This window comes from Polyangium sp. y55x31, assembly GCF_029946505.1.
In the GTDB taxonomy this organism is placed as follows: domain Bacteria; phylum Myxococcota_A; class Polyangia; order Polyangiales; family Polyangiaceae; genus Polyangium.
Genome location: NZ_JARZHG010000014.1, coordinates 217,769 through 242,287, shown reverse-complemented (window position 1 = coordinate 242,287; position 24,519 = coordinate 217,769). Strand labels below are relative to the sequence as shown.

The following is a 24,519-nucleotide window of genomic DNA, read 5'->3' as shown; positions in this document are numbered from 1 at the left end:
GTCGATGAACGGGAGCCGGGAGGAGCCGCGCGCGGCGCGGGACATGATCCAGGAGCGCGCGGCGCAGATCGCGCTGATTCAGGACGCCAAGGGGCTCGGGACGGGCGTCGTGGTGAGCGCGGACGGGTGGATCCTGACGAACAAGCACGTGGCGCCGAGCGTGGGTCCCTTCCGGGTGATCCTCGCCGACGGCCGTGACGTGCACGGGGTGGGCGTTCATCAATGCCCGCACCACGATCTCGCCATCATCAAGATCGCCGCCCGGGATCTTCGTCCCTTCGAGCTCGAGGGCGGCGTGGCGGAGGATCTGCACGTGGGCGAGGAGGTGTACGCGCTCGGGCATCCGCGCGGCTGTCGTTTCTCGGTGGCGCGCGGAATCCTTTCGAATCCCCACCGCGAGCTCGAGGACCAGTATTTCGTCCAGGCGGACGTGAACATCAACCCCGGAAACTCCGGCGGGCCGCTGGTGGACAAGCAGGGCAGCCTGGTCGGGATCGTTTCTGGCACGCTCTCGAACTCGCAGGGCCTGGGCCTCGCCGTGCCTGGGTACGTGGCGGCCGATTACGTGCGTCAGGTGCGTCGCCTCGTGCGATATGGGGTCGTCAAGGTGCCGGAGGCGATCCTGGCGCAGGCGGAGGCCGAGCGGCCCGCGGCCGAGCAGATCGTGCGCGACGCGGTCAGCGCGCTGGTGCAGGCGGGCAAGGCGGCGATCGAAATCGACGCGCCCGACGAGCTCCACATCCAGCTCAAGCAAAAGACGTTGCGGGTCGACGTACGTTGCAAGGACGCCCTGTTCATGGTGAGCGGCCTGGTCATGGCCATGGGGCCCGTCGAGCGCGCCAATGCCAAGCTGCTCGCGAAGATCCTCGAGCTCAATGGGACACGCGAGCTCGGCGGCGCGAGTTTTTCGTTGCTCGAAGAGGGCATCTTCGTGGGGCTGATGCGGCCGACGGCGGGACTCGATCCGGTGGAGGCGCTCTGGGCGGTGGATCAAGTGCTCCATCTCGTGAGCGCCTGGGCGCAAAAGCTCACGACCCTCGTCTACGAGACCGGCTCCACGTGGGGGGCGGCGCAACAAGGACCTTATGCGCAACCTCCTGCGGCAGCGCCTCATGGGCAGCCTCCTCCGGCAGGCCCTTACGGACAACCTCCGCCGGGCGCTCCATATGGGCAACCTCCTGCGGCATCCCCTTATGGACAACCTCCGCCGGGCGCTCCTTATGGGCAACCTCCTGCGGCATCACCTTATGGGCAACCTCCGCCGGGCGCTCCTTATGGGCAACCTCCAGCGGCATCACCTTATGGGCAACCCCCCGCGGGGCCTCCGTTCGGGCAACCGCATCCGGCAGCACCACCCTACGGGCAACCGCCGCCGGCTGGGCCTTATGGACAACCTCCGCCGGCTGGGCCTTATGGACAACCGCCGCCGGCTGGGCCTTATGGACAACCGCCGCCGGCTGGGCCTTATGGCCAGCCTCCTCCGGGCGCGCCGCAAGGTCCGATCGTGGATCCGGGATACCCGATCCTCACCCTGCCCGACCCCAACCGATTTCGCTGACATGCGCCGCGGATCGGCCGATCCGCGGCGCTCGCGCTCTCAGCGCGGTTCTTCTTTCGGCTCTTCCGGGGCCGCGTCCTTCGCCGATCCTGTGATGACGTCCTTGAGCTCCTCGTCCACGGCCTTGCGCAGCGTGGTTTCGAGGGCCGTCATCACGTCGGGGTTGCTCGTGAGGCCGCGCCGGAGCGGCTCGGCGAGGGCCCGCTCCTCCTTGTTCAGATCCGATTCGCTCGGGCCTGCAGAAACCAGCGCTCCGAGCGCCGAGGCTTCGAGCGAGTGCTCCACGGCAGCGCTGAGCGTGCGCCGAAGCGCGCCGCGCCCCTCGCGCGCGGAGAAGATCTGACCGAATTTGCCTTCGGCCTTCTCCAGCGGATCATCCCCCTCCGCGGATTCGGCCTTCTCGCCCTCGGCCTTCTCGCCCTCCTTGGATTCGGCGTCCGCGCGTTTCCTCGTGCCGGGCGTCGAGAATGCACGCGCCGCATCGGCGAAGCTCCACCCTGCATTGCGCGGAAGCCGCTCGTCGTCGGCCGCCACTTTGTGGATCCACGCGCCCGCCTCGCCGGCCACGAGGTCGTCGTACCCCTTTCCTGCGGCCGCTGCCTCGTGCGAAATCACGCGGATTCCGCGCGCATCGTCATGCGCATCGAGCACGGCGCCGAGGAGGAGGCGCAAATGCAGGGCGAGCGCGTCCGGGTCCTCGAAACTCGCGAAAGGCACCACCAGGACCCCGCCCTCGACGGCGCGTACGGCAAACGGCCCGCCGCCCTCGCCTGCGAGCGCCGTAAAACCCTCCAGCGCGCCCTCTTCGGCGGGGGCGAAGCGGGCGAGCGAATCGCCGGAGACGCGCAAGACCGCGATCTTGTCGATTGCCATGGCCGTCACTGGAACACGGTGAGGTTGTTCTTGATCATGAAGGCCTGGATGTAGGGATGCAGGTGGGCGTCCGGGATCTGGAAGACCTGGGCCATGAGGACGAGCATCTGCTGCTCCTGCGGCGCGAGGTACCCGTCGCCCATCGCCATGTCGGCGGCGTTGAGGATCAGGCACATCTTCTGCGCCGGCGACATCACGCGCGTGGCCCCGTCGAGGAACTGCTGATAAGGCGTACGCCGCACGTAGTTGAGCGCCTCCTCGAGGACGCGCCGATCGGGGACCACCTTGAGGATGTCGCCCGCCTCGGAGTCGTCGAGCTGCCCATCGGCCGCGCTGATGTAGATCATGCCCGCGACGAGCGCGAGCTGAGGCGTCAAGTTGATCCGATTGTTGCCAAATCCATCGAACAAGCCCATGGCTTCCACTCCCCTGTACGAGAGAAGCCGTGACTATGCGAGTTGTCCTGCTGTCATGTCAAGCAGCTTGGCGACCAGCTCACGGACGCGGTGAGGTTGCGGGATATCCCAGCGTCGCAAAAAACCATTGACCCACGCGCGGATCCGTGCCTCCACGCGGCGCTCGGTTTTTCTCCTATCAGAGGTCGACCGAGACCACCGCCGCCGTCCGCGCGCCCTCCCCGCCGCGCACATCGAACTTCTTGATTGTATCGTCCAGACGAACCACGAGCTCTCCCTTCGCGGCCGGGAGGCCGCCGGTCACGAGGACGCGATACGTCCCGCCCGACGCATTCGCCGTGACCCACGACGCGCCCGAGCGGCCCGTCCCGGGCACGATCGGCGTCGTGACGCGACCCGCAGGATCGATGACGACGACCCGGGGACAACCTTCCACGCCCTCGCCGCACGTGAGTTTCACCGAGATTCGTTCGCCGCCGGGATCCCCCGCCGCATAGGCCGGCGCCTCGCCTTTTTCGAGGGCTTCGCGCAGGGACACGAGGCGCTTGCTCGGGTTTTTCTGGGCCGCAAGGGCCGCGAGCACGGCCTCTCGCTCGCCGAGCACGCGGGCGCGGCAGCGGAGCGCCTCGTAGGCGCCGTCCTGGTCGAATGGGCGCAGCTCGGCATACGAGCGGAAATGCGCGCAGGCGCGGCGCTCGTCGCCGGACGCCTCGAAGGCGCGCGCGGCGCGCTTGTGGGCCGATGCATTCGAAGGGTCGAGCTCCACCTGGGTATCGAGCGCGACGAGCGCGGTGTCGTCCTCGCCGAGCGCGGCCGCGGCCTCGGCATGGAGCTCGTGCGCGCGGGCGCGGTCGGGGTCGAGCTCGACGTATTTCGACGCCTCGCGGAGCGCCTCCTCGAATCGACCACGCGCGAGCAGGCCCGTGACCCACGCTTCGCGCGCGCGGCGGCTCTCGGGCGATTCCAGGGACGATTTTTCGAGCTTTTCGAGCGTGTCCTTTCCGGCGCTGCGCCAGGCCTCGTCCGCTTTGCCGATCCAGGAGGAGGACCCGCCCCAATGACGCGAAAGGCCCCACGGGCGCGAGGAGCGCGTGCCGCCGCCGTCGGGTGAAAACAGGACCGGATACACCACCGTGATGGTTCCGACCTCCGGCTGGGGGAACGAGAGGCCCTGGAAGCCACGAATCACGCAGTTGACGACGTCGGCATTCGGCAGATCGCTGCCGCCATTGGCCACGGACACGACCGAGCCGTCGCGGCCGATGACGAACCGGACGGCAACGCGGCCCGTGAGGGTCGGATTCGATCGGAGACCATTCTCGTAGCAGAGCCGGAAGCGCCCGAAATTCTGCCGCACGATGCGCTGGATGACCTCGGGGGGCATTCGACCGCTCACGGTCGTCGCGCCCATGCGGACGCTCGGGACCGACCGGCTCGCGTGGCTCCCCATTTCAGCCGTCCCCGTGCCGATCGAACCGAGCCTTCCATGGCCCGAGCCAAACCCTTGCCCCGTCCCGCCCCCGCCCTCGCCGACCCCGGACAAACCGAGGCCGCCCGCGCCGAACGAATCGCCGATCGCATCGGAAGGCGCCCTGCCGAGGTGCCCGAGACCGGTCTCGACCTCCGAGGAGAGGCCATTCTTGCCCTGCGTGCGCGGAATGCCGAAGGCGGCGAACATGCGGTCGTTCTCCAGGACGAGCAGCGAGGTCAGGCGGCTCTGCACGTGGTATTGCTGGGAGAGCGAGACGGTCTCCTTGGCCGCGTCGTCGTCCGCGCGCCGGCCGAGCTCGCCGATGCGCTCCGTGGCCCAGCGCCGCGCAATGACCTTTCGATCGGCGCCCGGCGCCGCGGAGAACGAGAGCGTCCGTGCTTCGAGGACGTGCATGCCATCGAATTCGCCCGCAAGCTCCACGGTCGCGCTCTCCGCCGAGGGCGCCCCGGAGAGTCGGCCCACGAGGACGATCTCTTCCCCGGCGCGCACGGCCGGGATCTTGCGCGGAAATACGTCGGCGAAGCCCGCCGGCAGGGTGAGCCGCGCATTCACGAGGAGCGGGACGTCGAGGCCCTTCGCGAGGCCGAGCGCGCGCTGCGCGAGGGATCCGCTGCCCGCCGCGAGCCGCTCATAGGAAGCAGACAGCTCCTCCGCGAGCCCACCGAGGACGAGCTCGTCAATGGAGGGACCGGCGCCGACCAGGCGAAGCTCGGCCTGTTTGTCCGACAGAACCGGGCGTACACGCGCCGCAATCGAATCGACCTTCAGCTCCCCCGCCGAGGGCGCGCCGTCGCCGAGATAAACGACCTGCCCGCGGCCCTGCGTCTCGATGCGTGAAATCGCGGAGACGAGAGCCGAGGCGAGATCCGAGGCGCCCTGCGGCGCGCGCTCGTGCAAGAATCGGGAGGCGTCGGCGAGGGACGTGTCGCTCTTCGCGGAGAGGCCACGCTCGGGATAGGAGACGCACGCGCTGTCGCAAAGGAGGACGGCAAACCGCTCGCCTTCCCGCAATCGGCGCAACATGGTCTCCGCGACCGTGACCTCGGCCGAGAGGCCCTCACGCGTGACACCGTGGCTCGCGTCGAGGACGAACACCTTTTCATTGCGCGGCTCGATGGAGCTGGCCTCGGGCGCCGTCGGGACCGGGACACGAACCGCGAAAAACCCGCGGCCGTCGCCCCCGCTCTCCACCGCGACGGGCAGGATCTCCGCCTGGGGGCGCGGGAATTCGAGGACGAAATCGGCATTCGGGACAAACGAATCAGCCTGAAAATCGGCTTCGAGGCGGCCCGCCTCGGTGCGGAGCGAGGCCGCATGCCCGAGGACCTTCGCCTCCGCCGCCGCGCCGCCCGCGTCCTCGACCGTGACGTGCACGCGGAACGAATCCATCCTGACCGCGCGATCCTCGCCGAGAGAAAGCGGATACGTGTACCGCGCGACGCCCTTCGTCACGGGCAGGACCTCGTCGTACGCGAGGATCACCTTGCGGCTGCCGCGCGCCGGCATCGGGAAAATTTTCAGGGAGAAGGAGCTGTTCTGCGTCCATTCGAGCAGCGCCGGGTCGCGCGGGCGCACCGTGTCGTCGACGATGCCCTGGAAAATGCGGGCCGCTCGATCACGCTCGACCATCTCGCCCTCGACGAGCTCGTCGCCGACCCAGAGCGCGAGCCGCGAGAGGCTCGCGTCCGGCGGGAGCGGGAAGACGTAGCGGCCTTCGAGGACCGTCGGCGTGTCGTTCGCGAGCTCCTCCTCGATCTCGGTGCGGGCGAATCCATCGCGAATGGTCACGCGCACGGAATGCGCTCGCAAACGCACGCCGGGGACGACGGTGCTCGTGCCCGGGAGGCGCCCCGTGATCGTGCCGAAGCCACGGGGAGCCACGAGCGTCGTGAATTCGTTCTCGTCTTGAAGGAAGTCGTCCTCGCGGATGCCGGCGGCCGTTTCGAGAATGGCGGGGGCGCCGCGGGTCGCGGCAGGCAGGGCCTGTTCGCCGTCGACCTCGCCCGGCGCGGCGAGGCATCCGGAGAGGCCCGCGACAAGGGCGAGGGTGTGGGCCGCGACGAGAGGACGATGACGACGCATGACGACCTTCCTCGGGCCGGATCACGCCTGCGGAGCGGCCCTGTGTGGCGGGTGTGGACGCCGCGGAAAGCAGAAGGTTCCCGGATCCCGCGCGAAGGTGTCCGCCGGGGGCCGTTCTCGGCTACCCTCCGCCCGTGCCCGCGCCGTTCGTGCCCGAGCTCTTCGGCGACTTCCTCCTCGTCCAGCGAATCGCGCGGCGGGCCATGTCGGACGTGCTCGTCGCCGTCCGGCTCGGCGACCGGAGCGGTCAGACGTTCGTGCTGAAGCGGCCCGTGCTGGGCGAACGCGCCTCGGGCCGCGCCGCGCAAGCCATCCAGCGCGAAGGCGAGGTGCTCGCGGAGGTGCGCGCCTCGGCGCTGCCCGCCCTTTCGGCGCGAGGCGAGCTCGCAGGTCTGCCGTACGTGGCCATCGAGCACGTGCGCGGCGCGCCGCTCGACGAGCTCGCCCCCGGCGCGGAGCCGATGCCGGAAGGAGCCGCGCGCGCCGTGGCGCTCGACGTGGCGCGAGCGCTCGCGGCGCTGCACGAGAAGGGCTGGGTGCACGGCGACCTCGCCGCCTCGAACGTGATGATCGACGAGACCGGCGAGGCGAAGCTCGTCGACCTCGGCCTCGCGAGGCGCGCGGGCGAGGCGCGCCCCGAGGTCGCGGGGACGCCGGGATATCTGGCCCCGGAGGCGGCCTTGCCCGGCGAGGCGAGCCCCGCGAGCGACGTCTACGGATGGGCCGTGGTGGTGGCGGAGTGCGCGCTCGGGCGGCGCATCTTCCCCGAGGACGACCTCGCATCGGCAGGCGCGCGCGGGGATCCGCCGCGGGCGCTCGCGGCGTGGGAGGCGCGCATTCCTGGGCTCGCGGCGGCGCTCGCGCGGGAGGCCTCGCGCAGGCCCACGAGCGCGTCGATCGCGGCGGGCCTCGAAGCGCTCGCGCTCGATCGGGAGGCGCTCGCCGCGCGCGTGGAGGCGCATCGCGCGCGCGCCTCCGAGGAACGAACGGCGCTCGCGCGGCTGCCGGCGCCCGAGGCGCGAGGTTTGTCCGAAAAGACCCCGCCGCCCGCGCTCGCCGAGCCTGCGCGCGAACCCGAGCCCGAACCCGAGCCCGCGCCTTCGCCCCGGCCCGCGCCGCCGCCTCGACGCTCCGTCGGCATATATCTCGCCGTGGCCCTCGGCGCGGTGCTGCTCTTCGCGATGGGGCAATTCTCGGCGCGCCTCCCGCCGCGCAACCCGCGCGGCTCCGTCTCGCTCGCCGGGGTCGTGCCTCGGCGCGCGCACGTCGAGGTCGACGGGGAGAAGGTGGCGTTGCCCGCAGATGGAAGGCTGGAGCTCAGGAGCGGTGATCACACGGTCGCCGTCGTGCTAGCGAAGGGCGGGCGGCGTGAGTACACGTTCCGCGTGCGCCCGAACGAGCACGTGGTGCTCGTCGCCCCGAAGAAGGGCGCGACCAACAACGACGACGAGGAGGCGGAGGAGCGCGAGCCATGAGCGACGGCGAGAGCAGGACGAAATTGCTCGGCAGCGCCCCGAGCGGGTCGGGGGGTCGAAGGCCCGTGACCGAGGTGATCGACGCGACGAGCGGCCCCTCGGTGCGCCGGATCCGCAAGCTGCGCGTGGTCGTGGTCGACGCGCCCGACGCGCGTGATCAAGGCGCCGCGCACGTCTTCGCGCAGGACGAGGTGCGCGTGGGCAGTAGCCCCGACGTCGACGTGACCTTGCGCGACCCGGCCGTCTCGCGCGAGCACCTCGCCGTGCGCCTCGGACCCCACGGCTTTTCGCTCACGGACTTCGGCTCCACGAACGGCACGTTCGTGGGCGACCTGCGCATCGAGCGCGTGGCCATCACGGACGACACGCTCGTGCGCCTCGGCAACAGCGTGCTGCGCCTCGAACCCCTCGCCGAGACGGTGGAGCAGGAGATCAGCCCCCGCGCGCGCTTCGGCCGCATGCTCGGCGCGAGCCCCGCGATGCGCGAGATGTTCGCGCTGCTCGAGCGCGTGGCCGCGAGTGATCTCACGGTGCTGCTCGAAGGCGAGACGGGCACGGGCAAGGAGCTCGCGGCCGAGGGTCTGCACGAGGCGAGCGGGCGCGCGGGCGCGTTCGTCGCGGTGAACTGCGGGGCGATCCCGCGGGAGCTCCTGGAGAGCGAGCTCTTCGGGCACGAGAAGGGCGCATTCACGGGCGCGGTGCGCGAGCGGCCTGGCGCGTTCGTGGCGGCGGACCGAGGGACGATCTTCCTCGACGAGGTCGGCGAGCTGCCGCTCGACATGCAAGCGAAGCTGCTCCGCGCGCTCGAACGGCGCGAGGTCAAGGCCGTGGGCTCGGATCGGTCGCGCTCGGTCGACGTGCGTATCGTGGCGGCGACGAACCGATCCCTCGCGCGCGAGGTGCAGGCGGGGCGGTTCCGGCAGGATCTCTACTATCGGCTCGCGGTGGTGATCGTGCGGGTGCCGCCGCTCCGGACGCGGATCGAGGACCTCAGGCTGCTTGTGGATCACATCCAGGACGAGCTCGCGCGGCGGCGTGCGGCGTCGGGGCTACAGCCCTGCGCGCGGCTCGACGAGACGGCGATCGCGATGCTCTCCCGCTACGATTTCCCGGGCAACGTGCGGGAGCTGCGCAACATCGTGGAGCGCTGGGCCGTGCTCGGCGCCTTCGCCGCGCCGGGCGAGCCCGCGGTGAGCCCGCGGGCCGAGGAGCGCAGGGCCGAGGCCCCGCCGAATCCCGAGGCGCCGAAGGAGACGGCGCACGCGAGCGGGGTCGAGGCGAATCTCTTGAAGCTGCCGTATCACGAGGCGAAGGACGCCTGGGTCGAGCGCTTCGAGCGGGCCTACGTGGAGGCCATTCTCGCGCAGTCGGGCGGCAACGTGTCGCGGGCGGCGCGCGAGGCAGGCGTGGATCGGAGGCATTTGCAGCGATTGATGGCCCGGTTCGGGATCCGGGCGACGAGCGAGTGAGGTTCTCATGAGTGGACCACGCATCCTGCTCGCCGGCGCGACCGGCGCCGTCGGCTCCGAGGTATTGCGATTGCTCTGCGAGCGTGGCCATTTCGTGCGAACGTTCTCCCGGAGCGCGAAGAATGCCGAGAAGATCCGCCCGCTCGCGAGCGAGGTCGTCCTCGGGGACGCGACGCGCGCGGATTCGCTCGGCGAGGCGCTCGCGGGGATCGACGTCGTCGTGTCCTGCCTCGGCGCGAACGTGGCGCTCGGGATGGCCGAGCGCCGGTCTTTCCGCGACGTGGACGTCGTCGCCCACGAAAACCTCCTCGAAGCGGCTCGGCGCGCCTCGTCCAAACGTTTCGTGTACCTCTCGGCGCACCCCGGGCCCGGATACGATCACACGCGGTACATCCGGGCGCACCTCGAGACGGAGGACATGCTGCGCGCCTCGGGCCTCTCGTGCTCGTTCGTCCGGCCAACCGGGATTTATTCGGCGCTCGGCGATCTGATCACCATGGCCCGCAAGGGGTTCGGATCCGTCGCCGGCGACGGCACGGCGAAGGCCAATCCGGTGCATCCGATCTGCGTCGCCGAGGCCATGGTCTCCGTCGTCGAGGAAGGTCCCGAATTCGTCCCCGTGGGCGGCCCGGAGGTCTTGACCCGCGAGGAGATCATGCGGCTCGCGTTCGACGTCCTCGGAAAGAAGCCACGGATCATGCACGTGCCTCCCTTCGCGTTCCGATTCTGGAGCGCCGTCCTGCGCCTGCCGCATCCGCGCCTGTCCGACATGCTGGAGTTCGTCGCGGCCGTCACGACCACGGATTCGGTGGCCGAGGCGCGAGGGACGCGCCCGCTCCGGCCGTGGTTCGAGGCGCTCGCCCGTCAGTGACGATGTTCGGCCTCGAGGACGTGCGCGACGAGGCCGGCCACGCGGCCCACGGCGAGAAGGGCGGCCGGCGCGCCCGGCGGCAATCCGAGCGCCGCGGCGAGGGCCACGAGCCCCACTTCGAGGCCGGGCTCGCCGAAGATGCGCGCGGATTCGACGAGGGCAATGGCGTGCTGCACGCGTCGAACCGCGGGCGCAAATGACGACGCCGCTTCGAGGAGAATCACCGCGCGGGGATCTGCCCCGGCAAGACGGCCGAAGCCGGGAATCGGGTTCCCCTGGTCGAGCCGCTCGACGACGAATTGCCTGACCTTCGCCGTCGTGTCGAGGACCTCGATCCAATCGGCGAGCTCTGCGCAGACCCCGGCGTGGTCATCCCCGGAGAGGGCCTCCACGCCCGCAAGCACGCAGGCCGCGAGGCTACCGCCCGCATGCGCGGCGGCGCGCGCAGCGAGCGTGGGCGGCTCGACCGCGTGATCGGCGGCGAGCGTGAGCGCGCGATCGAGCAGCGCCACGCGATCCGGGGCGTTCGAATCGCCTCCGGCCTGGGGCCATGCAATGGCGAGGCTCTCGGCGAGGGTCGGAGCACGGGCGGCCGATAAAGCGCGCGTGGGGCCGCGGCAGGTGGCGGGCAATGCGGCGACGAGCCGGAGCAGCGCGCGCGCCTCGGATAGGTTCGCTCCGGGGTCCTCGGCAGACGTACCGTGTGGTTGCAATGCCCAGAAGAGGAGGCCGAGGCGCACCACGTCGAGGGGCGCGGAGGGCAAGGAGAGGAGCGCGACCGCGTCGCACGTCCGGCGGAGGATCGTGAGGACGTCGCGTCGATCCTCGTCGGACAGGGGCCACCCGGGCGCCTCGTTTGCGGGGAGCCGCCCGGTCCAGAGGAGCTCGGCCACGGACTCGAACGAAATGCCCTCGCGCACGAGCTCTGCGACGGCATACCCTCGATAACGTGGCCCCTCGGGGGACATCTGCGTGATGAACGTCCGGGACGAGCTTCGCTCCACGTCGGAATCGGGCCCGGATCTGCCGGCGTGCGCCTCGCTCCGGGCTTTCAATCGCTCGAGGTCCTCGCGCAGGTAATACCTGCCGCGTCCCCCGGGGCACGGGACGCTTCGCACGAGGCCCCGGCTCACGTAGGTGTAAAGCGTCGCGCGCTTGACGGAAAGAAAAGCCACAGCCTCGTTTGCCGTGAGGTATCCAGGGCCCGGTGCGGTCGTCGTCATGTGCCTCCCGATTGTACAAGTAAAGAAGTGCCGACCAAGGTATCACCGAGCCGCGGTGCGTTGCGCGCCGGCGTCCAGGTAAAATGGGACGGAGAATGTCATATACGGCCCGGGCCGTATAAATCATATCCGGCCCGGGCCGTATGCATCAACGGGTGGAGAGATGGCTTTCCACCCGGCGCGTGATTTCGCGCGGCCTCGTCTGCTCCACGTGCGTGGCGAGCTCGTTGCGTAAACGGGTTCGCGCGTCCTGGATACGCTTTCGTACGGTCTCGGGCGAAAGCGAGAGCTCGTCGGCGATGTCCTCGTAAGGTTCTTCCTCGACGAGGCGGAGCTTCGCGGTCTCCGCGAGCGCCGGCGGCAAGCCCTCGATGGCCCTGCGGACGAGCACGTCGAGCTCGCGCCGCATCTGCTCGGCCTCGGGAGACTCGGCGTGCGCCGATTCGATCCCCCCTTCGATCGTGAGCCGCTCGATCGCCCTCCTCTTGATCGCGCGCTCCCGGTGGATGTCGACGCAGGCGTTCCGCGCGAGCCGGGTCAGCCAGGCGCGCACATTCGATATCTCCACACGGTCTTGCGCGAGCTCCTCCAAGGCGAGCACGGCGACCGTGCCGAGCGCGTCACGCGCGGCCTCGGGATCCCGCCCCGTCCAGCGAAAGCAGAGCTTCCGGAGCTGCGGCTCGGATTGCGACCACGCCTCCTGAAAGGCGGCACGCGTGAAACACGGGTTCTCCCCCCCCATGAGCGACCTCCATTCAACGCGACGCGCCGTTCGGGCGCGTTCAGGCAAGCCAATATTGGCAAGAATTCGACGAAGGGGCGTTTTCGTCAATATCGATTCGCCAGTCGACACGAACATCGTCGAGCCAAGCGTCCGCGTCCGTCCGCGTCGGATGCCGATGGCGGCCGAGGAAAACGATGCGCGGGCGTCGATTCTTTGCTCACGAAAACGACGCCTCGTTCGTCATTGCTAGTGACCGCGGCGATGAATGAAACGGCTCATAGGGAGCCGGACGCCACGGGTCATTACGAATAAGAAGGAGAAAAACCATGAGCCGAGCGCAATTCGAGCAGGGCGATTTCCCCACGCTCTACCAGCAGAACCCCCAGGACGTCGCGTCCCTCGTCCTCATCTCGATCGCGATGGAGGAGATGGGTCTCTCGCACATCCTCAACGCCGAGGGTGAGAAGATCCAGTGGATCCTCGGCACGCTCGAGAATGGCGCCCCGGCGCCGGCGTATCCCACGGTGGACCAGGTCCTCGACATCAACCGGTCGGTTCTGGACACCCTCGAGGCGGTCGTCGCCAAGAACCTCATCCTCCACATGAAGGCCGGGAGGGTGGTCCGCTTCCTCGAAGCCACCCAGGCGACTTATGATGCTGGTGCTGCCCCGGCGCCGGCGCCGGCGCCCGCGCCGGAGCCCCCGCCTGGACCGTGAACAAGCCCGATGCGCGCGCCGCGGCTGCCCAGGAGGGGGGCCGCGGCGCGCCATCACCTCGTGAAGGGAGGGCGCGATGGCCAGGGAGGGACACGACTGGTACAAGACGATCATCGCCGTCCGATGCGAGGAGGTCCAGCGGCGCCTGGATCTGGTCGACCGTATCATCGAGCTCGAATACACGCTGGTCGCGAACATCTCGCAGAAATGGCCGAACCAGGCCACGAAGGCGGGTCGCTTGGCCATGCAGGTCCTCGTGGCGGCGTCGACGTATCGGCTGATGCTCGAGCTCTGGCGCGAGAACCTCGAATCAGTCCTCGAGCCCGACAACTTCCGCTGGACGACGGCCCCGCCGCCGCCCGGATGGCCTTACGATCAAATCGATCAGTAATCGACCTCGTACCAGCCTCCCTCGGCGCCCGTCGCGCCGGTCGTCGATACGAGCCCCTGCACGAAGAGTTTTCCGTTCTCCAGGAGGACGGGGTTCCGATACACGATGCTGTTGTCGCGCGCATCGAGCAGCGCCGGGCGCGTTTTCCCGGTCGCGAGGTCGAACAGAAAGAGCCCGCTCCGCCCGATGTACGCGACGTCGTCGCCGTTCCGGGCGCCGCCCTCGGAGTATTCGTGAATCCTGTTGTACGTGCCGTTGAGCTCGTAGCCGGACGCGGCAATCTCCGCCTCGAGGTCCCGGTTTGTCCGGGTATCGTTCGCATAGAGGAACGGCCCCGTGGCCGCGAGGTAAAACACGCCTTTCGCGTCCCATTGCGCGGCCGTGGCCTGGGTCTCGTTTTCGAGCCACGTGGCCTTCCGCGCGGCGATGTCGAGGCTCCAGATGCGGCCGCTCTCGATCAGGATCGCAGTATTGCCCTCGACGCCGAAATCCCAGAACTCGCCGACGCTCATGCCCGCCTCTTCCAGGCTGAACAGCGGCTCGGGTTGCGCCGCGCCCACGGTCCAGCGCAGGAGCATGTTCGGCGTGCCGCTCTCCAGGATGTAAACCTGGTGGCCGTCCGGCGCATATGCATACCAGCGAATCCCCCCGCCCGGCGAGGGCATGTCGAGCGTGCCGAGGAGTTTTCCGGGTTCGTTGATGTCATACGCGTTGTATTGGATACCGCCGCCCTGGCTGGCCGTGACGACGATCGCGTCGCTCGCGCGCCAGTTCCACGTGTTCGCGTCGCCCACGCCGAACGTGTAATCGACTTGCGCGCCGGAGGCCGTGTCGAGGCTGTGCAGCGAGGCGTCGCTGGTGGGGAACGTGAGCCAGAACAAGCGATTGCCCACGGCGGCGGCCTCGGTGGCGCTCTTGCCCATGGCCTTCGTGCGGTTCTTTTCGAGCTCGGCCTGCAGGGACTCGTATTCCTCGATGTTGTGCTGGACGAGCGCGTCGCCCGTGAGCTCTTCCTCGCCGCCGTCGCCGAAGATGCCGCAGCCACCGAGACCGAGGGCGAGGAGACCGACGAGCGCCGTTCGTTCGAGCATGAAGTGTCGTTGCATCTGGATCCGTCCTTTCTACGGAAGCATACCCGTTCCGCGCCGGTGCGCGCGGCGCGCCGCAGCGGGCGCGGAGGTCCGCAGGTGCGACGCTCGCTCCGCAGGCCGAGATCCCGCGGAATCCGCGCATTGCGAGGCCTTTTCGCCTGGCACGCCGCGTGCTCTTCCTCCGCTCGAACCACGGCATCGCCCGTAAAGGAGCCCCGCCATGTCGAGCCTTCGTACCTTCGTTCGCCCCCTCGCGTTCGCTCTCGCTTTCGCCTTCGCCGCCGCCCCGCTCGCCGCCTCCGCCGAGGAGAAGGGCAAGCAGCCGAAGGTCGAGAAGGTCGACAAGAAGAAGCACGGCAAGGGCGAGTTCCCCATGGAATCGGCCCGCTTCGACGAGAAGGTCGAGGCGAAGATCAAGCACGCGCGTGAGCAAATGGAAGCGCTGCTCGCCGCGCATCCGCTGCCGGAGTCGATGAAGGCGCAGATCCGCAAGGACTTCGAGGCCGGCGCCGCCGCGATCCGGGCCGCCGCGAAGGAGGCCGGCAAGGACGGCAAGGTGACGCGCGACGAGGCGAAGGACGTGAAGAAGCTCGCGAAGGAGCTGAAGGAAAACGCGCGCGAGAAGTTCGGCAAGGAGGCGCGGCGCGAAGGGAAGAAGCGCGACAAACGCGCGAGCTAGATCAAGGCACGGTCAGCGTGCCGCCATTGCCCGCCACGTCGCGAATCTCGACCGACTGCGCATCCAGTGCCTCCTGCATCGTGAGCGGCACGCTGGCCTTGCCCTCGGCGTCGGGGTCGACCTCGACCGTCTTCGGCTGGCCATTCGCGAACATCACCGTCACCGTCCACGGGCCGAGCAGCGGCACGCCCGTATCGCTCGGCCCCACCCGCAACGCACGAAGCCCCGGCGCCGTGCCGAGGTTCGCCACGAGGTCGATCGCCGAGGCGCCACGCGTCGCGGTCGACGCAGGCGAAAGCGGCGCGGCGACGACCTCGAACGACGGGCTCGTGATCTCGTAGGTCGTCTCGCCGGACGCGGTCTGCGCCTTGCCCTTCACGCGGAAGCGGTATTTCCCGAGCGGGAGCGAGAACGGCAGCATCGGCTTCTGCGCGGAGAAGAGGTCCGGCGGAACGGGCTGCCACGTCGCCGTGTAGACGTGGTGCTCGGGCGCGTCGGCGTTCACCGGGTCGGGCGAGTACGTCGTGACGATCGTGCCCTCGTACGACGTGGCCGGGCGGCCCTTCGCGTCGGCGAGCGGCTGGTACATGCCGAGCGCCGCCTCGCGCTCGATGAACACGACGGGCATGTCGACGGCCGGATCGCCGCCGTACCAGGCAAATCGCGCGGCGCCGACGGCCCGCGAGACCTGCGCCGCAGAGACCTCCGCGGCCACGGTGTCCGGCCAGAAGAGCGCGGGGGACGCGGCCGCCGCCATGCCGTGATCGGTGGTCTCGAGCTTCGTGATCGGCGCCTCGTCGGGGTATTTCCAGGCGGTGAAGCGCGAGCTGCCCACCTCGGGATCCTCGATTTCGGGCGTCCAGGCGAGCTTCGCCGCTTCGAGCACGCCGGCGAGGATCAGCTCGCCTTCGAGCGGGCCCCAGACGTTGATGCTCGGCTCGTAGCCGCCGGCGAGCCAATCCTCGCCCGTGAGGATGTATCCGACGTGATCGTCGGCATACCCGATGAGCAGCGTCCGATCCGGGCCCGCGGGCGAGAGGCCACGCAGGTACGCCGCCCAGGGCGCGAGGGGCTCGCCGGGCGCCGTGACGACGAGGTAATCGCCGGTCGGCGTGCCCGAGATACGCAGCGCCGCGGCCGTCGTGCGGACGGAGTCGCAAAGCGGCAGGGGCATGTCGGCGCTCACGTCGAAGAGGCCGAAGATGATGCCGCCGCCCTTGGCGATTTCGAGGCACGAGCCGTAGACCGGCATGCTGAGCGCCCCGGGCAAACCGGCGATCGCGCCGGTGCCGCTTTGCTCGCCGCAGAGGCCCGCGCCGGCGTAGGTGTTGAACTCGTCGATGGGGCTCTTGACCTTGCCATTCTCGTCGAGGAAGACCCCGTCGGGCACGTACTCCTCGACGTTCGGATCGTACGGCGCGTAGCGGAGCTCGGTGCCGTCGGGGCGCTGCACGACGCCGTCGCGGCCGACGTAGTAGCTCCGCGTGACGATCTCGAGCGCAGCCTTGTCGCCGGTCTGGACGCTGCCGATGATGGGCGCGATGATCTCGGTCGCGCGGGCGCCGAGCGTCTCCAGGCGCGGAATGTCGAGGCAGCGGAGCGAGTCCGGACAGGCGGTGCGGCCGTCGTGACCCGCGGGCGAGACGTCGCCGGCCGCGCCCTGCACGTGCATGACGGGATACCCGAGCTCGGCGCTCAGCGCGCGCGCGACGGCGCCGGGAGCGTCGGTCGAGACGAGCGGGTTGTCGCCGCCGCCGATCGTGCCGTGGATGGGGAAATCGACGAGGGCCGCGAGGGGCGTGCCGTCGGGTTTGTCGACGCGCAGGACCCAGAGCGTCGGGTCCTTCCGCTTGCCCGCGTCGTTGCCGTCGGGCCCGAGGATCATGTTGTTTTCGCCGCGCCGGTCGCGGTTGACCTCGTCGTTCGGGTCGAAGTCCTTCTCGACCGTGACGCCGATCTTCGCGGGGGCGAGGCCGTCGAGCGCCTGCTTGACGGCGTCGGCCATGGCGGCGATGGCGCGCTCGGCGAGCGCGGATTTGGGGCGATCGACGCCGGGCATGAGGATCAAGCTCGGCTGGTAGCCGGCCCAGGCGGCGTGGCTATGCGAGGCGGTCATGATGATGCGGCCGCGCATGGATCCGTCGGGGGCGACCTTCGATTCGAGCTCGAAGAGCGTGTTCTCGTTGAGGAGCGGCGCATCGACGCGGACGATGACGACGCGCTCGCCGCCGGCTTCGAGGGCGAGGGCCTCGGCGCGCGGGGCGTCGTGGATGCCCACGGTGGGGACGAGGCTCTTGCCGAAGCGCCGCGGGCGGTCGTCGACGGGCTTGGCGCCGCCGAGGCCGACGGCGCGCGACGCGTAACCGCCCACGGGCGTACCGATCGGCATGGGCAGGACGGCGGCGCCGTAGCCGGCCTTGACGTCCGTCGGGGCATTCGCCGGTTTGGACGGGTGCTCCGGCGGGATTTCGAACTGGCAATGGGCCAGCGGATCGACCACGGTCGGCGGGTTTTCCGTTATCTTTTTGTCTTCGCCCCCGCAGGCAGCAAAGGTCGCCCCGAGCAACCCGAGGGCGATCCATCCAAGCGTCTTCTTGCGTGTTTTCGTCACCGAAGGCCTCCTCGCGGGCGAGGATAGCCGAACCTTCGGACGGGGCGGGAGAGAGGTTTCAGAACCGGGAGGCTGTGAGCTTGATGTCCGCGCGCGCGAAGGCGATCTCGAATCGGCGCCGGACCTCCGCTGCCTCGGACGTCTTGCCCTGGCGTTCGAGCGCCTGGGCGAGGCCGAAGAGCGAAAACCCGTTCTCCGGCCGCTTCGCGAGGTCCTCGCGATAGACGCGCTCGGCCTCGGCGTTCTTGCGCGCGCGGAGCAGGACGGCGCCGAGGATCTGCCGCGTCGGGTGGTGCCAGTCCGGCGGCTCCATGTAACGGAGCTCGTCTTCGAGGACGACCGCGAATTGGAGCTCGCGGATGGCCGTGTCGAGATCGCCCCGATCCGCCGCGAGCTCGCCGCGCGCGACCGCGAGGGCTATGCCCAGCACGGCGCTCGGCGAGTTCACGCCGGACACCGTGGTTCCGAGGAGCGAGGGATCCGCCGCGTCTTTCGCCAGCGCCGCGAGCTCGCGATCCGCGGCCGCCACCTCGCCGCGCCGGGAGAATGCAATGGCCCGGGCGTAATGGTAGACGCCGCGCGAGTAGGCGTGATCCTTGGGCGGCGCTTCGGCGCGCAGGATCTCTTGCCATCGACCGAAACGAACCATGGCATAGAGGGGTGTGGCCAGGAAATGCTCGATCATCGTGGCCATGGGGTCGCCATGGCCGTGCGCGGCGTGTCCGAGGCGCATCGGGATCGAGCGCGCAATGCGGAGCGCCTCCTCGGATCTGCCCTGGAGCGTCAACGCGGTCCACAGGAAGTGCACGTTGTGCATCCGGTACATGACCAGGTACATGTTCGAGGGATCGGCGAGGGGCGCGTATCTGTCGTCGGCGGCGATGGCGCGCTCGTTGGCGAGCGCGGCGTCCTCATAACGTCCCACGCCAAGGTAGATGTGCGACGGCATGTGCACGAGGTGCCCGGCGCCTGGCACGAGATTCGCGAGCCGCTCGGCCGCCTCGAGTCCGCGCGCGGGGTGCGGCGAGGCCTCGACGACGTGAATGTAGTAATGGTTTGCCCCCGGGTGTTTCGGAGCGAGCTTCATCGCCCGCTCCAGCGCGGACATCACCTCCTCGGTATTCGCCCGCGGCTTCCCGCGCTCCCAGTAATTCCAGGGGCTCAGATCCATGAGCGCCTCGGCGTAGAGCGCGAGGACGTCCGCGTCGTCCGGCCGGAGCGCGGCGACCTTCTTCATGGCCTCGGCATAAGCGCGATCGAGCGCGCTGCGATCGGCCACGGGGGCGGGCGCGTATCGGGCCGCGAGGGCCTCGATGAGCTCGCGCTCGCGCGGCGTGATGCCCGTCGCGGCCGCGAGCGTGCGTGCGCGCTGGATGTGCGCGTGAGCACGCGGGACGGCGGCGTCGCTCATGGGAGCGTTGATGTTCGGGCCGAGCACGAGCGCGGCGCCCCAGAAACACATCGCGCAGCCGGGATCGAGGCGCGCGGCTTCGAGGAACGAGCGCTCCGCCTCGGCGTGGTTGAAGCCATAGGCCAGCGTCATGCCCTGGTTGAAATATCGCTGGGCGGCGGGGACGCTCGTGGTGATGGGGAAGTGCAGCGATCCCATCCCTTCGAGCAGCGGCGCCGCTCCGGACGGGTTCGTGACCTCGCCGGCGCCGTTGCTCACCGCGGCGCGCGCGACGAGGAAGGACGAGGCGCCGAGCAAACCGAAAACAACGAAGAGCGCCGTGCGCGATGGAATTCGCATTTTCACCCTCCCCGGCCGCCCCCTTTCGGGGGCATGTTCGAAGGCAATGGGGCGAACGAGGCGCACGGCAAGTCCTCCCTCCCTCTTGACGCCCGGTTGCGGCGGGGGCACTGGTCTGGAAAGGGCCCCAAACGCGGCGGCCGAAGAGGTACACATGAGGCGCTTTCGCTGGATTCACCTACTTGCATTGCCCTCCTTGCTCGTGGCTTGCGGCGGAGAGCCCGACGGGCAGCAGGCGGACGGGAACGGGGACGCGTACGATCCCATGTCGGTCGTGACGCGGGAGCAGAACGAGACCCCCGAGTTCTGGTTCGTGGAGCTCGAAGAGAAGCCGCTCCTGCGCGGCGGGTCGGAGTCGTTGCTCCTCCAGCAAAAGGTCGTGTTCAAGGCCGAGGCCGAGAAGCGGGGCATCCCGATCACCGAGCGGCTCACGTTCCACCGGCTGTGGAACGGTCTTTCGATCCGCGTCGCGCCCGAGCACGTCGCGGAGCTCGCGCGTATTCCCGGGGTCAAGTCGGTCTGGCCCGTGATGCCGATCCTGCAGGAGGACACGCCGAACGACGACGCGCCGCAGATGGACATGGCGACGGCGATCGCCATGACGGGCGTGGACATCGCGCGGAACCAGCTCGGGCTCACGGGCGCGAACATCCGCGTCGGCATCATCGACAGCGGCGTCGATTACGATCACCCCGATCTCGGCGGCGGCTGCTACGGTCCGGGGTGCCGGGTCCAGTACGGCTACGATTTCGTGGGTGACGGGTTCCAGGCCGGCGTCGCGGGGGCGTATGCCATTCCCGACGCGGATCCGGACGATTGCGGTGGTCACGGCACGCACGTCGCCGGCATCGTCGGCGCGAATGGCTCGGTCGTCGGCGTCGCGCCCGAGGTCACGTTCGGCGCGTATCGTGTGTTCGGCTGCGCGGGCTCGACGAGCACGGACATCATGATCCAGGCGATGGAGCGGGCGCAGCAGGACGGCATGCGTGTCGTCAACATGAGCATCGGCTCCGGGTATCAATGGCCGCAGTATCCGACGGCCGTGGCGGCGTCGAACCTCGCGACGAGCGGCACGATCGTCTCCTGCTCGGGCGGCAACAACGGCGACCGCGGCGTCTGGGCCACGGGCGCGCCCGGCGTCGGGACGAACGTCATCGCCTCGGCCTCCGCCGAGAACACGCACATCGCGCAGCTCTCGTTCACGATCTCGGCGGACGGCAAGTCGATCGGGTACAACCCGGGCACGGGCGTGCCGTTCGCGCCGTTCACGGGCACGCTGCAGATCGTGGCCACGGCGACGCCGAACACGATTGCCACGGACGCGTGCAACGTGAATCCGCCGGCGGCGAGGAGCCTCAATGGCAAGGTGGCGCTCATCAAGCGCGGCGGCTGCACGTTCTTCGAGAAATCGAAGAATGCGCAGGCCGCGGGCGCCACGGCCGTCGTCATCTACAACAACGCAGCCGGCGCGCTCGTCCCCGGCGTCACGATCCCCGCGGGTTCGCCCGCGGGGACGACGCCGGTGGGGATCCCGGTCGTCGGCATTCTGATGGCGGACGGCGATACCATCGTGCAGCGCCTGGCTCAGGGGACGGTGTCCTTGACGTGGACGGACGACACGGTCACCACGCCGAACAGCCTCGGCGGACGCATTTCGGCGTTCAGCTCGTGGGGCGCGGGGCCGGATCTCTCGTTCAAGCCGGACCTCACGTCGCCGGGCGGGTCGATTTATTCGACGTATCCGCTCGAGCTCGGCGGGTTCACCTCGCAGAGCGGCACGTCGATGGCCTCGCCGCACACGGCGGGCGCGATCGCGCTGCTCATCGAGGCCACGGGCGAGACCGATTTCAACGCGATTCGCGCGCGGCTGCAGAACACGGCGGAGCCGCTGCTCTGGGGTATCGATCCGTCGACGGGCATCCTCGACAGCGCGCATCGGCAGGGCGCGGGCCTCATTCGCGTCGACAAGGCCGCGGTCGCGACGGCCAGCGTGTGGCCGAGCCGCATCGCCCTCGGCGAGACGACGGGCCCCACGACGCAGACGATCACGCTGAAGAACGACGGCGCCGAGCCCATCACGTACGACGTCTCGCACCAGCCGGGCGCCTCGTCGCTGGGCACGTACGGCACGCCGGCGGCGCTCTCGAAGACGGACGCGCCGCCGAGCGCGGAGTTCAGCGCGGTGAGCGTGACGGTCCCGGCGCACGGCACGGCGACGGTGGACGTGACGATCACGCCGAACCCGAACCTCCCCGATCGCGGCGTGTACGGCGGCTTCGTCAAATTCGCGCAGACGGGCGGCAATACGACGCTGCGCGTGCCGTACATCGGCTTCAAGGGTGATTATCAATCGATCGTGGCGCTCGTCCCGACGGCGTCGGGTTTCCCGTGGTTGTCGCGGCAGATGGACGCGACGACGTACAACAAGATGAGCGAGGGCGCGGTGTTCACGATGTCGGGCACGTCCAACGTGCCGAACATCACCGTGCACCTCGAGCACCAGGTGTCGACGATCAAGGTCGACATCGCCGAGGCCACGGGCCTCCAGAAGCCGTGGGGCAACGCCTACACGTATACGTACGTCGGGCGAAATGCGGATCCGACGGGCACGTTCTCGTTCGCCTGGAATGGGACCACGACGAGCGGAAAGAAGGTCATCACGGTGCCGAACGGCAACTACGTGATGAAGATGAGCGTGCTGAAGGCGCTCGGCGACGCGAACAACCCGGCGCACTGGGAGACCTGGACGTCGCCGGCCTTCCGCGTCGAGCGGCCCTGACGTTCGCAGCGCGGGGGGCTCCGATCGGCCCGGAAAGCCGATCGACCCCCCGCGCGCCATTCAGCCGAACGTGACCAGGGGATCGCCGGCGGCAAACGCCGCGGCGCGGTTCGGAGCGGGGGGATAAATCCAGACCGTATTGATCTCTCGCTTGCGCTCCTTGCCCGCGGCAGCCGTGAGCTTGATCTGGCGATCCCAGCCTTCCGTGTAGAGAGCGCCCCATTCGCCGAGGTCGAGGCAGGTGGCGTAAAAGAGCTGCCGGTATTCGAGCGTGGGAACGCCCAGGAGATCGGCCACGGCGTTGTGCCCGCCGAAGCGGCCCATGAAGATGGCGTGCTGGCAGGACATGAGCGCGTAATGGCCCTGCTCGTCGGTGAGGGCGCGGGCGACGTCGCCCGCCGCGAAGACGTGCTCCGTGCCGACGACGCGCAGGTCCAGGGTGACGTCGACGCGGCCGAGAGAATCGAGCGAGGAAGAGACCTGCGCGGCGAGGCTGCTCGCGCGCATGCCGGCGGTCCAGACGACGGTGCGGGCCTCGATGCGCTCGCCGGAATCGGTCACCACGCCGCCCGCGTCGATGGACGCGACGGCGGTGCCGCTCCGGTATTCCACGCCGAGGGATTGGAGCGCCTCCACGATGACGGGACGCGGATTGCCGCCGAGGTCTGCGCCGACCTTCCCTGCCCTCTCGACGATGATCACCGAGATCTTCGCATTCGCGCCGAGAGCCCGTTTCAGGCGCGGGGGCAGCTCCGTGGCGAGCTCGAGCCCGGTGAATCCGCCTCCCGCGATGACGACCGTATTTCGCGCCGGCGTCTCGGGCAGAGATGCGAGGCCCGCGAGGTGCTTGTCGAGCGCGACGGCGTCGTCGAGCTGATCGACGGAGAACGCATGCTCCGAAAGGCCGGGGACGGGCGGGCGGAAGAGCTTGCTGCCGCTCGTGAGCAGAAGCCGATCATAGGGCAAGGTGCGCCTCGCGCCGTTCGTGGCAATCACGTCCACCTGCCGCGCGCCGGTCCGGATTTCCGTGACGGACCCCTCGACGAAATGGACGCCGATCGCATCGAGGAGCGGCAAGAGGGGCGCGCTCATGTCCTCCGGCGAAGGCTCGTACAGCCGCGGGCGGATGTGGAGGGCGGGCTGCGGCGAGACGAGCGTGACCTCGACGTCCGCGCTGGTTTTTCCTTGCTGGTCGAGCAGCCGCGCGGCCGAAAGAGCGCCCCAGACTCCGGCGAAGCCTCCGCCGACGATCAATACTTTCTTCGACATGTCACCTCTGGTAAGGCGGAGAGGGCTTGCCGCAAATGCCATTGACCCCTGATTTTCAGCCAACGTCCGCGAGCCAACCGAAGCTCGTGTTGTTCGTCGCGTTTCCCGGGATGGGGCTGCTCGACCTGACGGGGCCGCAGACGGTGTTCTGGGCCGCGTCGCGTTACATGGAGGCGCTCGGGCGGCCGGGTTATGCGGGGCGGACCGTGAGCCTGACAGGCGGGCTCGTGCACGCGGCGGAGGGCGTGGCGCTCGATACGTCGCCGCTCGCCGCTTTCGCGTGCCGGGAGGTGGACACGATCGTCGTGCCGGGCGCGCCGGAAATCGAGCAGGCGCTCGATGGCTCCCCGGAGCTTGCGTGCTGGCTCGCGGAAATGTCCCGCAAGGCGCGGCGGACGGCCTCCGTGTGCAGTGGGACGTTTTTCCTGGCGCAAGCGGGGCTGCTCGCGGGGAAGCGGGCAACGACGCACTGGGCGATGTGTGACCTCTTGAAGAAGCGTTTTCCCTCGGTGGAGATCGATCGAGACGCGATCTTCGTGCAGGAGGGGCCGGTCTGGACGTCGGCAGGCGTGACCGCGGGGATCGATCTTTCCCTCGCGCTCGTGGAAAGCGACTGCGGGCGGGACATCGCGATGAAGGTGGCGCGCGAGCTCGTGGTTTTCCTCAAGCGACCGGGCGGGCAATCGCAGTTCAGCGAGGTGTTGCAATCGCAGGCGGAGGACGGCGGGGCGTTCGACGCACTGCACCACTGGATCTCGGAGCACCTCGGCCGCGAGGATCTGACGGTGGAGCTCCTCGCGGAAAGGGCGGGGATGAGCCCGCGGAATTTTTCGCGCGTCTACCGGCAGAAGACGGGACGAACGCCGGCGAAGGCGGTGGAGATGTTCCGGCTGGAGGCGGCGCGGCGGCTGCTCGAGGCGTCGGAGCGCAACGTGGACGAGATCGCGCGGCACTGCGGATTCGGCAATGAGGAGCGGATGCGCGTGACGTTCCAGCGGCACCTCTCCGTGTCGCCGACGGAGTACCGCAAGCGGTTTTCGAGGTGAGTGA

18 protein-coding genes are annotated in these 24,519 nt (G+C 69.3%); 9 read left to right on the top strand and 9 right to left on the bottom strand.

Annotation, left to right across the window (positions count from 1 at the left end; translation table 11 throughout):
* Positions 1–4: 4 nt before the first annotated feature.
* The gene (locus QHF84_RS24770) at positions 5–1,558 is read left to right on the top strand and encodes a trypsin-like peptidase domain-containing protein (protein WP_281315868.1); all 1,554 of its coding nucleotides are present in this window, start codon (positions 5–7) and stop codon (positions 1,556–1,558) included.
* A gap of 39 nt (positions 1,559–1,597) precedes the next feature.
* On the opposite strand, the gene QHF84_RS24765 is transcribed toward QHF84_RS24770, so the two are convergent.
* The 3 genes from QHF84_RS24765 to QHF84_RS24755 all read right to left on the bottom strand — a co-directional run bounded on the left by QHF84_RS24765 (position 1,598) and on the right by QHF84_RS24755 (position 6,421).
* The gene (locus tag QHF84_RS24765; RefSeq protein ID WP_281315867.1) at positions 1,598–2,431 is read right to left on the bottom strand and encodes a hypothetical protein; all 834 of its coding nucleotides are present in this window, start codon (positions 2,429–2,431) and stop codon (positions 1,598–1,600) included.
* A gap of 5 nt (positions 2,432–2,436) precedes the next feature.
* The gene (locus QHF84_RS24760; RefSeq protein ID WP_281315866.1) at positions 2,437–2,847 is read right to left on the bottom strand and encodes a TerB family tellurite resistance protein; all 411 of its coding nucleotides are present in this window, start codon (positions 2,845–2,847) and stop codon (positions 2,437–2,439) included.
* A gap of 178 nt (positions 2,848–3,025) precedes the next feature.
* The gene (locus QHF84_RS24755) at positions 3,026–6,421 is read right to left on the bottom strand and encodes an AgmX/PglI C-terminal domain-containing protein (RefSeq protein WP_281315865.1); all 3,396 of its coding nucleotides are present in this window, start codon (positions 6,419–6,421) and stop codon (positions 3,026–3,028) included.
* Between the two features lie 134 nt (positions 6,422–6,555).
* On the opposite strand from QHF84_RS24755, the gene QHF84_RS24750 reads away from it, so the two are divergent.
* Genes QHF84_RS24750 through QHF84_RS24740 form a run of 3 tightly spaced genes read left to right on the top strand, consistent with a single transcriptional unit; the run spans position 6,556 to position 10,236 of the window.
* Positions 6,556–7,896 (top strand): serine/threonine-protein kinase, encoded by a 1,341-nt coding sequence (locus QHF84_RS24750; protein WP_281315864.1) that lies wholly within the window; start codon positions 6,556–6,558, stop codon positions 7,894–7,896.
* On the top strand, positions 7,893–9,365 hold the full coding sequence (locus QHF84_RS24745) for a sigma 54-interacting transcriptional regulator (protein WP_281315863.1): 1,473 nt from the start codon (positions 7,893–7,895) through the stop codon (positions 9,363–9,365). Before QHF84_RS24750 ends, QHF84_RS24745 begins: the two co-directional genes overlap by 4 nt.
* 7 nt (positions 9,366–9,372) lie before the next feature.
* On the top strand, positions 9,373–10,236 hold the full coding sequence (locus QHF84_RS24740) for an NAD(P)H-binding protein (RefSeq protein ID WP_281315862.1): 864 nt from the start codon (positions 9,373–9,375) through the stop codon (positions 10,234–10,236).
* Here the strand turns inward: QHF84_RS24740 and QHF84_RS24735 are convergent.
* Both QHF84_RS24735 and QHF84_RS24730 read right to left on the bottom strand, forming a co-directional pair.
* The gene (locus tag QHF84_RS24735) at positions 10,230–11,459 is read right to left on the bottom strand and encodes a citrate/2-methylcitrate synthase (RefSeq protein WP_281315861.1); all 1,230 of its coding nucleotides are present in this window, start codon (positions 11,457–11,459) and stop codon (positions 10,230–10,232) included. The two genes, QHF84_RS24740 and QHF84_RS24735, sit on opposite strands and share 7 nt — an antisense overlap.
* Before the next feature lie 148 nt (positions 11,460–11,607).
* The gene (locus QHF84_RS24730) at positions 11,608–12,201 is read right to left on the bottom strand and encodes a sigma-70 family RNA polymerase sigma factor (RefSeq protein WP_281315860.1); all 594 of its coding nucleotides are present in this window, start codon (positions 12,199–12,201) and stop codon (positions 11,608–11,610) included.
* A gap of 308 nt (positions 12,202–12,509) precedes the next feature.
* On the opposite strand from QHF84_RS24730, the gene QHF84_RS24725 reads away from it, so the two are divergent.
* Both QHF84_RS24725 and QHF84_RS24720 read left to right on the top strand, forming a co-directional pair.
* Positions 12,510–12,899 carry a hypothetical protein gene (locus QHF84_RS24725; RefSeq protein ID WP_281315859.1) on the top strand — a complete coding sequence of 130 codons (390 nt, stop codon included), beginning with the start codon at positions 12,510–12,512 and terminating at the stop codon, positions 12,897–12,899.
* Positions 12,900–12,975: 76 nt separating this feature from the next.
* A complete protein-coding gene (locus QHF84_RS24720; protein ID WP_281315858.1) occupies positions 12,976–13,290 on the top strand; it encodes a hypothetical protein in 315 nt (104 codons plus the stop codon).
* Here QHF84_RS24720 and QHF84_RS24715 read toward each other — a convergent pair.
* Positions 13,284–14,396 carry a hypothetical protein gene (locus QHF84_RS24715; RefSeq protein WP_281315857.1) on the bottom strand — a complete coding sequence of 371 codons (1,113 nt, stop codon included), beginning with the start codon at positions 14,394–14,396 and terminating at the stop codon, positions 13,284–13,286. The genes QHF84_RS24720 and QHF84_RS24715 overlap by 7 nt on opposite strands.
* A 205-nt stretch (positions 14,397–14,601) precedes the next feature.
* On the opposite strand from QHF84_RS24715, the gene QHF84_RS24710 reads away from it, so the two are divergent.
* Positions 14,602–15,060 (top strand): hypothetical protein, encoded by a 459-nt coding sequence (locus QHF84_RS24710; protein ID WP_281315856.1) that lies wholly within the window; start codon positions 14,602–14,604, stop codon positions 15,058–15,060.
* Between the two features lies 1 nt (position 15,061).
* On the opposite strand, the gene QHF84_RS24705 is transcribed toward QHF84_RS24710, so the two are convergent.
* Together QHF84_RS24705 and QHF84_RS24700 are read right to left on the bottom strand one after the other, a co-directional pair.
* Positions 15,062–17,671, bottom strand: a complete 2,610-nt coding sequence (locus QHF84_RS24705; protein ID WP_281315855.1) for a neutral/alkaline non-lysosomal ceramidase N-terminal domain-containing protein — start codon at positions 17,669–17,671, stop codon at positions 15,062–15,064.
* A gap of 58 nt (positions 17,672–17,729) precedes the next feature.
* On the bottom strand, positions 17,730–19,421 hold the full coding sequence (locus tag QHF84_RS24700; RefSeq protein ID WP_281315854.1) for a hypothetical protein: 1,692 nt from the start codon (positions 19,419–19,421) through the stop codon (positions 17,730–17,732).
* A 154-nt stretch (positions 19,422–19,575) separates the two neighbouring features.
* On the opposite strand from QHF84_RS24700, the gene QHF84_RS24695 reads away from it, so the two are divergent.
* A complete protein-coding gene (locus QHF84_RS24695) occupies positions 19,576–22,200 on the top strand; it encodes a S8 family serine peptidase (RefSeq protein WP_281315853.1) in 2,625 nt (874 codons plus the stop codon).
* 60 nt (positions 22,201–22,260) lie between these two features.
* On the opposite strand, the gene QHF84_RS24690 is transcribed toward QHF84_RS24695, so the two are convergent.
* On the bottom strand, positions 22,261–23,469 hold the full coding sequence (locus QHF84_RS24690; protein ID WP_281315852.1) for an FAD-dependent oxidoreductase: 1,209 nt from the start codon (positions 23,467–23,469) through the stop codon (positions 22,261–22,263).
* A gap of 35 nt (positions 23,470–23,504) precedes the next feature.
* Here QHF84_RS24690 and QHF84_RS24685 point away from each other — a divergent pair, with 35 nt between their 5' ends.
* Positions 23,505–24,515, top strand: a complete 1,011-nt coding sequence (locus QHF84_RS24685; protein WP_348652877.1) for a GlxA family transcriptional regulator — start codon at positions 23,505–23,507, stop codon at positions 24,513–24,515.
* Positions 24,516–24,519: the final 4 nt, after the last annotated feature.